At 42.0% G+C, this 9,414-nt stretch carries 9 protein-coding genes; all 9 read left to right on the forward strand.

The genetic code is table 11. The features are described 5' to 3' along the window. Positions 1 to 69 precede the first annotated feature (69 nt). The 9 genes from B5G52_RS06090 (at position 70) to B5G52_RS06130 (ending at position 9,342) form a co-directional block, all read left to right on the forward strand. The gene (locus tag B5G52_RS06090; protein ID WP_087531775.1) at positions 70 to 1,026 is read left to right on the forward strand and encodes a MoxR family ATPase; all 957 of its coding nucleotides are present in this window, start codon (positions 70 to 72) and stop codon (positions 1,024 to 1,026) included. Positions 1,027 to 1,029: 3 nt separating this feature from the next. Beyond that, positions 1,030 to 1,974 carry a DUF58 domain-containing protein gene (locus tag B5G52_RS06095; protein WP_087531776.1) on the forward strand — a complete coding sequence of 315 codons (945 nt, stop codon included), beginning with the start codon at positions 1,030 to 1,032 and terminating at the stop codon, positions 1,972 to 1,974. Positions 1,975 to 1,976: 2 nt separating this feature from the next. Beyond that, a complete protein-coding gene (locus B5G52_RS06100) occupies positions 1,977 to 2,414 on the forward strand; it encodes a DUF4381 domain-containing protein (protein ID WP_087531777.1) in 438 nt (145 codons plus the stop codon). Continuing rightward, a complete protein-coding gene (locus tag B5G52_RS06105) occupies positions 2,407 to 3,393 on the forward strand; it encodes a VWA domain-containing protein (RefSeq protein WP_087531778.1) in 987 nt (328 codons plus the stop codon). Before B5G52_RS06100 ends, B5G52_RS06105 begins: the two co-directional genes overlap by 8 nt. After that, positions 3,393 to 5,300: a VWA domain-containing protein gene (locus B5G52_RS06110; protein ID WP_087531779.1), complete on the forward strand. Its 1,908-nt coding sequence runs from the start codon at positions 3,393 to 3,395 to the stop codon at positions 5,298 to 5,300. Before B5G52_RS06105 ends, B5G52_RS06110 begins: the two co-directional genes overlap by 1 nt. Continuing rightward, a complete protein-coding gene (locus tag B5G52_RS06115) occupies positions 5,294 to 6,931 on the forward strand; it encodes a BatD family protein (protein ID WP_087531780.1) in 1,638 nt (545 codons plus the stop codon). Before B5G52_RS06110 ends, B5G52_RS06115 begins: the two co-directional genes overlap by 7 nt. Before the next feature lie 63 nt (positions 6,932 to 6,994). Continuing rightward, on the forward strand, positions 6,995 to 7,552 hold the full coding sequence (locus B5G52_RS06120; protein ID WP_087531781.1) for a sigma-70 family RNA polymerase sigma factor: 558 nt from the start codon (positions 6,995 to 6,997) through the stop codon (positions 7,550 to 7,552). Beyond that, on the forward strand, positions 7,552 to 8,340 hold the full coding sequence (locus tag B5G52_RS06125; protein WP_087531782.1) for a DUF3379 family protein: 789 nt from the start codon (positions 7,552 to 7,554) through the stop codon (positions 8,338 to 8,340). Before B5G52_RS06120 ends, B5G52_RS06125 begins: the two co-directional genes overlap by 1 nt. A 162-nt stretch (positions 8,341 to 8,502) precedes the next feature. Beyond that, positions 8,503 to 9,342, forward strand: a complete 840-nt coding sequence (locus B5G52_RS06130) for a Tim44 domain-containing protein (protein ID WP_087531783.1) — start codon at positions 8,503 to 8,505, stop codon at positions 9,340 to 9,342. Positions 9,343 to 9,414 lie beyond the last annotated feature (72 nt).

Consider the following 9,414-nt stretch of genomic DNA (forward strand, 5'->3'; position numbering starts at 1 on the left):
TTACCCTATTTACCCATATTACAAGTTAAGCTTTTTTAAACCCGTGCTAACGAGGATACTCTTTTTACTATGGCCGCTAACGCTTTTTCACAACTAAAAACTTACTTAGATAGCCAAATTATTGGCCAGCCAGAATTAACTCAAGCATTGCTGATCGCCATTTTAGCCGATGGCCACTTATTAGTAGAAGGCCCGCCAGGGCTTGCAAAGACTCGTGCTGTAAATGCATTAGCCAAAGGTGTTGAGGGCTCATTTCAACGCGTACAGTTTACGCCTGACTTGTTACCTGCGGATGTAACCGGTACTGACATCTACCGCCAGCAAACCAGTGAATTTGTATTTGAAAAAGGCCCTCTATTTCATAACCTAATTTTAGCCGATGAAATAAACCGTGCCCCAGCCAAAGTTCAATCTGCATTATTAGAAGCGATGGCTGAACGCCAAGTTACTGTAGGGAAAAATACCTACCCACTGTCTGATTTGTTTATGGTAATGGCAACACAAAATCCGCTAGAGCAAGAAGGTACTTATCCATTACCAGAAGCCCAACTTGATCGCTTTTTATTACACTTAAGCATTAATTACCCAGGGGCTGAGCATGAGCGTGATATTTTACGTCTTACCCGCGGTGAAGCATTAAGTGAACATCAAGTACCAGAACAACAAATAAGCCAAGCAGATTTATTTGCCGCCCGTAAAGATATTTTAGGTTTATATCTTGCCGAGCCACTTGAACAGTATTTAGTACAACTGATTATTGCCACCCGAGAAGGTGCACAATTTGACGAACAACTAGGCAGCTGGATTGAATATGGCGCAAGCCCACGAGCGACAATCGCTCTTGATAAATGCGCGCGCGCACACGCTTGGCTACATGGTCGCGACTTTGTTGCACCTGATGATATTCAAGCCGTGCTGCATAATGTATTACGTCACCGTATTATATTAAGTTATGAAGCCCAAGCAGATGGCGTAACAAAAGATCAAGTAATCAGCCGTATTTTAGAACTTGTTGCCGTACCCTAAATTATGCAAAGCGAATTAGATAATCAAAGCTGGCTTAAAACCAGCCACAGTCATGGCGTAAACTTAGCGTTAAAAGAGCTTATGTATTATAAAGCTAAGGCTCGGCTGTTAGAGCTTGCACCTAAAGCAAAAATTAAAAACAGTTTAACAGGACAATACCTCGCACCGCATAAAGGGCGTGGTATGGAGTTTGCCGAAGTACGTCATTATCAGCAAGGTGATGATATTCGCTCTATTGATTGGCGCGTTACCGCACGCACAGGCGAAACCCACACTAAGCTGTTTCAAGAAGAAAAAGAGCGACCAGTATTTGTTTTTACTGATTTTTCTAATTCGATGTTGTTTGGCTCAAAGTTATTATTAAAATCAATACAAGCCGCGCACATTAGTGCGTTAGTTGCGTGGTCAGCCTGCCAACGAGGCGACCGTATTGGCGGTATCGTATTTAATCAGCACGAACATTTAGAGCTCAAACCCAGTGCCCGAGAAAAAGCCGTATTAAAACTTTGTCATAATCTATGTGATAGCCACCAGCAAGCGCTTGCGAAGATTGACCAACCCGCAGCACATAATTTTAGTGATAATTTAAAACGCCTCAACCATTTAGCAAAGCCTGGTAGCCTGGTTTATTTGGTCTCAGATTTTAACGCGCTAGACGATGCTAGCTTTAAGCAACTCGAAATATTGAGCCGTCACTGTGAGTTGATTGGTTGTCATATTAGCGACCCATTTGAGCACCAGCTACCTGCTTTTAAGCAAACCGTGACCGTCAACGCAAATGGAAGTGACTTTGCATTGCCGTTAATGGATAAAGGCTTTCGCGATACCTTTGCTAAAACGGCAGCTCAAGCATTTAGCACGCGAATGGACAGGTTAACTAAGTCAGGCCTTAATTTAATATCATTCAATGCAGCCTCTCCTTTAGAACTGCAGTTAGTGAGAAAGTAAATATGCAAGCATCCCCTTTAGATGGCCTTAATGATGTCATTGTGCCAGAGCAAGTAGCATGGTGGCCGCTGGCGCCAATTTGGTGGTTCATTATCGCTGCTATTGCTGTAGCCGCTATTTTATTAGCTTTAAAACTATACCGTGATAACCAATTTAAAAAAGCAAAGCGTTACGCCATTGCACAAAGCGAGGCCGTAGCAAACGACAGCGCACAGCTACATATACTGATAAAACGTTTAGTTTTGCATTACTACAGCCCTGAACACGCCAGTGCTGGAACAAAAGAATGGTGTATCACTTTAAATAAACTCACTGAGCAACATTTTAGTGAACAAGAACTCATGAGCCTTTATCAAGCAAATACAGCACAACCAGAGTTGGCTACCAAGCTAAAAGCTGGTATTAAACAATTTAAGCTTAAGGAGTCGCTAAATGTTTGAATTTAGTTGGCCTTGGCTATTTATTTTATTACCTTTACCACTACTATTACGCCTATTTAAACCCGCGACCAGTGACACACAAACGCAATTACGTATTCCTGGCTTTGCTAGGCATAATTTAGCAAGTCAGGTAGCAAAACAGCATCCACGTAACATTAATGTATTAGAATGGCTTATTTGGCTGTTACTAGTATGTGCAATTGCAAACCCTACATGGCTTGATGAACCAATTACTCTGCCTAATGAAGGCCGCGACATTATGCTTGCAGTTGATTTGTCTGGCTCAATGACAGAGCAAGACATGGCTTATCAAGGGCAATATGTTGACCGCTTAACCATGGTCAAAGCCGTACTGAGTGACTTTATAGAGCAACGCCAGGGCGACCGCCTAGGCCTCATTTTGTTTGGCGATACCGCCTTTTTACAAACCCCACTCACACGAGATGTTAAAACGGTCAGCCAAATGCTTTCAGAAGCACAAATTGGTTTAGTAGGCCGCGCGACAGCAATCGGTGACGCGTTAGGGTTATCTGTAAAACGGTTTGCAAATAGAGATGAAAGTAATCGAATTGTAGTACTGCTTACTGACGGTCAAAACACCGCTGGTAACTTAGACCCAGAAGAAGCCCTACTTTTGGCACGTGAAGAAGGCATAAAAGTGTATACCATAGGTGTTGGCTCAGATAACCCACGCGGCTTTAGCTTATTTAATATGGGTGGAGCCAGTGGTGGCAGCTTAGATGAAAGTCTATTAAAACGCATTGCAGAACAAACCGGTGGTTTGTATTTTCGTGCTAAAGACGTGGCTGGATTACAACAAATTTACCAAGAGTTAGATAAACTCGAGCCAATCAGTGCTGATGAACAAATATTTAGGCCTCAGAGCTCACTGTTTTATATCCCTTTATTAATATCACTCGCCATTGTCACCCTGCGAGTAATATTGATCACTGCCCGCACTTTTAAACAGGAGGCCTAATGGACTTTGAATTTATACGCCCAACTGTTTTATGGTTACTTATTCCCGTGGCCGCATTATTTATTATTGCGTTAATTAAGCATAAAAAAACCAACCAAGGTGAATTAATAGCCCCGCATTTGGCACAATTTGTTATGAGCTCTGAAAATAAAACGACCGGGCAACCCATGTGGTTAGTGGCATTATTTTGCGTATTAGCAGTGCTATTTAGTGCAGGTCCTAGCTTTGAAGAAAAACAAGTGCCTGTATTTCAGAGTAAAAATGCCCGCGTGATTGTAATGGATATGTCATTGTCAATGTATAGCACAGATATAGCCCCGAGCAGACTTGTCCAAGCTCGCTTTAAAGCACTTGATATGGTTGATCTGTTTAAAGAAGGCGACACAGCACTTGTCGCTTATGCAGGCACTGCTTACACAATTTCACCACTAACAAATGACGCAGCGACTCTTGAAAACTTAATTCCTAGTCTTAGCCCTGAGATCATGCCAGATAAAGGTTCTAACGTACTGGCAGGCTTAGATGAAGCAAAAGAGTTACTAACCCAAGCTGGTTATTTAGACGGCGATATTATTTTGATCACCGATGGCATTGAGCAAAATGAGCAATCCGATATCAACCAATTTACTGCGACTAATCGTTACCGGCTCAATGTATATGGTGTAGGCACAGAGCAAGGCGCCCCGATAAAGTTACCTGAAGGCGGCTTTTTAAAAGACAGCTACGGCCAAATAGTTGTGCCCACTATTAACACTTCTCGCTTATCGAGTATTGCTAATAACAGCGGCGGAAAGTTTGCACTATATCAACCAAGCGCCCGTGATATTTCCGTATTTGCGCCCAGTGCCAATACTGAAACCCTCAAAGATGAAAAGCAAAGCCAAGCGTTATGGCGGATTGATGCGGGTATTTACGGTTTGTTTATTTTACTGCCCTTAATGATGTGGTTTTTTAGAAAGAGTGCACTACTCGGCGCATTTATGATTATATGTTTTGTGCCTCAACAAAATGCCTATGCAGTAGAGTTACCCAGTATTTTTAAAAACCAAGACCAACGCGCATTAGAGGCCTATCAGCAAGGCGAATATGAACAAGCCGCAAGCGCTGCCGATTCAAGCCAACTTAAAGGGGCTGCACTTTATCAGCAAGGTGATTTTGAAGGTGCATTAAACGCATTTAGCCAAGATAGCAGTGCGACAAGTTTATATAATTATGGTAATGCCTTAGCCAAAGCCGGCAAATTAGATGAAGCGATTAACGCTTATAAACAAGCGCAAGCATTGCAACCAAATTTTGACCAAGCCAAAGAAAACCAAGCCTTAGTGGAGCAGTTAAAAAACCAACAGCAACAAAACCAAGATTCACAGGATGGTGATCAAGGCGATAATCAAGAGCAACAGAACGACGAGCAAGGCCAAGATCAAAAAAATCAGGATGAATCACAGCAAGGTGAGCAATCAAAGCAAGACTCTCAATCGCAGCAAAACGATCAACAGGGCGAGCAATCTGACGAGCAAGATAAGTCGCAAGACGGCGAGCCTTCTGCTGAGCAAAGTGATGAGCAAAATAAGCCCGAGATGGAAGCAGAGCCTGATCAAGCACAACAAAGTGAATCAAACGATTCACAACAAACACCTAATGAAGATCAGCCTGAACCAAGTGAGCAAACTCAGCCGCAAATGAGCCCTGAGCAACAAAAGCAGGCAGAAGAAGCGGCAAAGCAACAAGCGATGCAAGCACAAGCTGCCCAGCTGACTAATGAAGAAAAAGAAAAAGCGCAGCAACTAAATCAATTACTGCGCAAAGTACCTGATGATCCTGCTATTTTGTTACGTAACAAAATGCAATTAGAAGCACAAAAACGAAACTATCAACGTCGTCCACAAGGAGTCGAAAAATCATGGTAATGCGATTATTTTGCTGTTTATTGCTTATCAGCGCTATGCCCCTGTGGGCTATGACACAACTGCAAGCCAGTGTTGACAAAAACCCTGTGTTAGCCGGTGAATTTTTTATGCTAACAATCAGCGCTGATGACACAATAAAGAACGATCAGCCCGACACATCAGTGCTATTAAAAGATTTTGTGGTTGGCCCGACGAGTGTAAGCACCCGCACCAATATCGTTAATGGCAGTATTTCTAAACAAACAAACTGGTCAATTAAATTGATGACCCGAAATGCCGGCGATTACACAATTCCGGCCTTTAATGTTGCAGGTATCAGCTCACAACCAATCGCATTAAAGGTGTCCGAGCGCAGCAAAGCAACGGAACAAAATAACGACATTTTTATAAAGTCATCCATGTCATCTGACTCTTTATTTGTCCAAGAAGCCGGTTTATACACAGTTAAACTCTACCTTGCAAAGGAATTACTCGATGGTAATTTAACCGCGCCAAGCATGCCTGATGCGCAACTAAGTCAAATCGGAAAACAGCAAGAAGAATACGAGCTAGTTGATGGTAAACGCTATTTAGTGATCACGCGTGAATATTTAGTGCAACCGCAAAAAAGTGGTGTTTATACCATTGAAGCCCCTGTTTTTCAGGGTCGAGTTAGACAAAACTACCGCCAGTTAGAAGTATCAGCTATGGGTGAAAGTACCGATGTTGAGATCAAGCCAATACCGAATGATTATCAAGGTGCATGGTTACCCAGTGAGTTGGTTAATTTAGACGAGCAATGGCAACCTGACAGCGATACTGTAGAGGTCGGCACCCCCATTACCCGTACACTAACGCTTACCGCCTTGGGCATAACCAAAGAGCAGTTACCTGATATTGAACTCCCTGAAATCAACGGTATACGGAGTTACCCTGACGAAAAAGAAAATAACCACCTTGTGCGTGATGGCCGCGTTATTTCGCAACAAACTGCCTCATATGCACTATTACCACAAACGCCTGGTACATATACCCTACCTGAAGTCAGTGTACCTTGGTACAACACTAAAATTAAGCGTATTAGTTATGCCACTTTACCTGCACGCACAATTACTGTTACAGCAAGTAGCCATTCACCTGCCACAGTCCCTGCGATACCACAACAAACTGAAGGCATGACACAGCTAAATGAAAACCCAACCAATGTCAGCACAGTTACAGTGAAAACGACTCCACTGTGGCTTATCATTGTTTGTGTTATTGGTTACTTGCTATGGCTAATCACCTTGTTACTTTGGTGGCGTAGTAAAACAACCCACAAGCCAGATACACAACCGCAGCATGTATCAACAATGGCAGCTCCTTCACTTAATGAGTTAAAAGCCAAGAGCAAAAGCAACGATCTGTCTGCATTTCATCACGCACTTAATCGATACGCAATAAAGGTGACTAAGCAATCAAATAACGCGATTGATGCTTTAATCGAACAAATAAATGATCAGCAACTTAGCGAACAAATTGCTAAACTGAGGGCTGCACTCTATAGTTCAAATAGTGAAACGGTTGATTTAAGTGTGATAATTAAAGCATTAGAGCTACACACTCACTCAGCACAAAAAAATCAGAAAAATGTTTTAAAAGGACTTTATTAGTATACTCAACAGCTTGCATAGTAAATATGCAAGCAAACTATCCCTTAATATAAAAAAGTAATTATGCCGGGAAATAATAATTCTAAAAGTCAGGTCTTAGTTGATGTGGCAGAGAAAAAAGTACGTTATGAAAAACTCGTTCATGTTTATCATAGCGAATTATATCGCTTTGCCTATTGGTTATGCCGTGACCCTAATATAGCCGAAGATCTCGTTCAAGAAACTTTCTTGCGAGCTTGGCGTTCGCTTGATTCGCTATTGGATCAAAAAGCAGCTAAACCATGGTTATTGACGATTGTACGCCGTGAAAATGCACGGCGTTTTGAACGCAAACAATTTGATTACAGCGATGTAGAAAACGATACGATCGTCGATGAGAAAAGCGTAACGTTAGATGACGAAATGGAACAAACGGTGATCCAACGTCAAATCGCTAAATTATCTGATGAATACAAAGAGCCCTTATTACTACAAGTAGTTATGGGCTGCTCTGGAGATGAGATTGCTGATATTTTAGATTTAAACAAAAACACGGTAATGACCCGACTCTTCCGTGCCAGAAACCAGTTAAAAGAGGCGTTAAGCCGTGATGATGAACAACTTAAAGGGGCATCAAAGTAATGGATGATCTCGAGTTTCGTCGCCGAGTAATCGCACAGCCAAACAGTGAAGACCAGGATATTCTGGATTTTGCTGGGCAAGATCCTGAGCGACAAGAACTAATTGATCAAATGCAAGAGTTTGACAATGCATTGAACCAAGCACTGGATATTCCTGTGCCTGAAGGCTTAGCTGAGCGTATTTTAGCAAACACTGAACTGTACGCCGATGAGCATACTTCTCAGCCAAGCACTGTAAGTAATGAGCCCGTTGCTGATAAGGCTGCGCAAAGTAATGTAATCGAAGCTGGCTCGCGTTTTAAGCTAGATAAACTTCCTCTTGCTATGGCAGCTTCATTGTTGGTGGCAGTGGGTGCGTTTTTCTTTAGTAGCGAACAAAATGTTAATTATGGTGCAGGAGAACATGCACTTGCACATGTATATCATGAACTTGGCTCGTTAGAAAAAACAAACGAGATCAGCTTAGAGCGCGTAAATGAACAGTTTGCAAAGCTTGGTGGTGAACTAAAAGAGCTACCAGGTAAAGTAACGTACTTAATGTTTTGTGACTTCAAAGGACAACGTGGACTACACCTAGTATTTGAGTCCGAGCACGGGCCGATGACTGTCTTTATTGTCCCCTCAGAAAAACAATCTTTTGGCCATGGGGAAAGTGACTTCCATGATGAACGGTTTGCTGGGCATATTGAGCGTGGGAATGGGGCAGATACTATATTAGTCGCCAGTTTAGGCAGCCCTGTTGATCGCTATACAGGTCGAATTAACGACGCTATTCGTTGGTTGCACTAAATACTTACGTTGCCGCTGTTTCAGCGGCAACGCCTTATATTTCAGCAGTTTGTATTAAATATAAGCACTTAAATCAATTCAAATTAGTTATCCTACTGACTCTATTTATATAATCCTAGAACTCATTTAGAATCGCCGCTCTAATTTGTTTTAAGGATGTTCATGAAAAACCTAATCGTTATTTTTTCTTTACTGGCATTATTATGTACTGCTAGTTTTGATGCACAAGCACGTAAAAAGTTTGGTAGTAAAAAACGCGGCAAAACCCCAGAAACCCAACAAACTGCACAAAAACAACAAACCGACAAAAACACAATCTCTCCTGCAACTAAACCAAAATCTAACAAAAAAGGCATGATGGCCGGTATTTTTGGTGGTTTATTAGCGGGTGGCCTAATTGCTTCAATGATGGGGGATGACTTCGAAGGAATGCAATTACTTGAAATGTTACTCATGGCAGGTATCGCGTTTTTTATTATCAAACTTATTCTTGGTATGGTACGTCGTAAAAATTCACCTGCGATGGCGCATGCTCATCAAGCTTTTAATGCTCCACAAATGAAACAAAACGCAGTAGAGCCAACCCCTACCAGCGGATTTTCAGCAACGAATTCAATCCCTTTTAACTTGCCGCCAAATTTTGACACAAATGGTTTTTTACAAGGTGCTCGCAGTCATTACCATACATTACAAACGGCTTGGAATAACGCAGATTACAATACGATGGCCGAATATTTAAGCCCTGAACTTGTTGCTGAGTTTAAAGCTGAGCGCGACGCCATAGAGTGCGTAGCGACCGAAGTAATGTTTATTGACGCTGAATTAGTGCGTGCAGATACAGATGCAGACAAATGGCAAGTAAGCGTGCGTTTCAAAGGCAAATACCGTGATTTAGCTGATAAAAAGGAACAGCCTATTTTAGAAGTTTGGCATTTAGAGCGCTTAACACGTGACGATGCTCCTTGGTTGATTGTTGGTGTAGAAGACTTAATTGACGCCTAAACACAAAATATTGTGAGAATGAAAAAGGGCTGCTAACTAGCAGTAATGCCGATCAGTTAAGCAAGAAAAAGC

Origin of the sequence: Pseudoalteromonas sp. A601, assembly GCF_002165575.1 — a bacterium.
Taxonomy (GTDB): Bacteria; Pseudomonadota; Gammaproteobacteria; order Enterobacterales; family Alteromonadaceae; genus Pseudoalteromonas.

Excerpts from the sequence above, each read along its gene's own strand:
- B5G52_RS06110 (WP_087531779.1), top strand. The coding sequence starts at position 3,393 with ATGGACTTTGAATTTATACGCCCAACTGTTTTATGGTTACTTATTCCC.
- B5G52_RS06100 (WP_087531777.1), top strand. The coding sequence starts at position 1,977 with ATGCAAGCATCCCCTTTAGATGGCCTTAATGATGTCATTGTGCCAGAG.
- B5G52_RS06105 (WP_087531778.1), top strand. The coding sequence starts at position 2,407 with ATGTTTGAATTTAGTTGGCCTTGGCTATTTATTTTATTACCTTTACCA.
- B5G52_RS06130 (WP_087531783.1), top strand. The coding sequence starts at position 8,503 with ATGAAAAACCTAATCGTTATTTTTTCTTTACTGGCATTATTATGTACT.
- B5G52_RS06095 (WP_087531776.1), top strand. The coding sequence starts at position 1,030 with ATGCAAAGCGAATTAGATAATCAAAGCTGGCTTAAAACCAGCCACAGT.
- B5G52_RS06120 (WP_087531781.1), top strand. The coding sequence starts at position 6,995 with ATGCCGGGAAATAATAATTCTAAAAGTCAGGTCTTAGTTGATGTGGCA.
- B5G52_RS06090 (WP_087531775.1), top strand. The coding sequence starts at position 70 with ATGGCCGCTAACGCTTTTTCACAACTAAAAACTTACTTAGATAGCCAA.
- B5G52_RS06125 (WP_087531782.1), top strand. The coding sequence starts at position 7,552 with ATGGATGATCTCGAGTTTCGTCGCCGAGTAATCGCACAGCCAAACAGT.
- B5G52_RS06115 (WP_087531780.1), top strand. The coding sequence starts at position 5,294 with ATGGTAATGCGATTATTTTGCTGTTTATTGCTTATCAGCGCTATGCCC.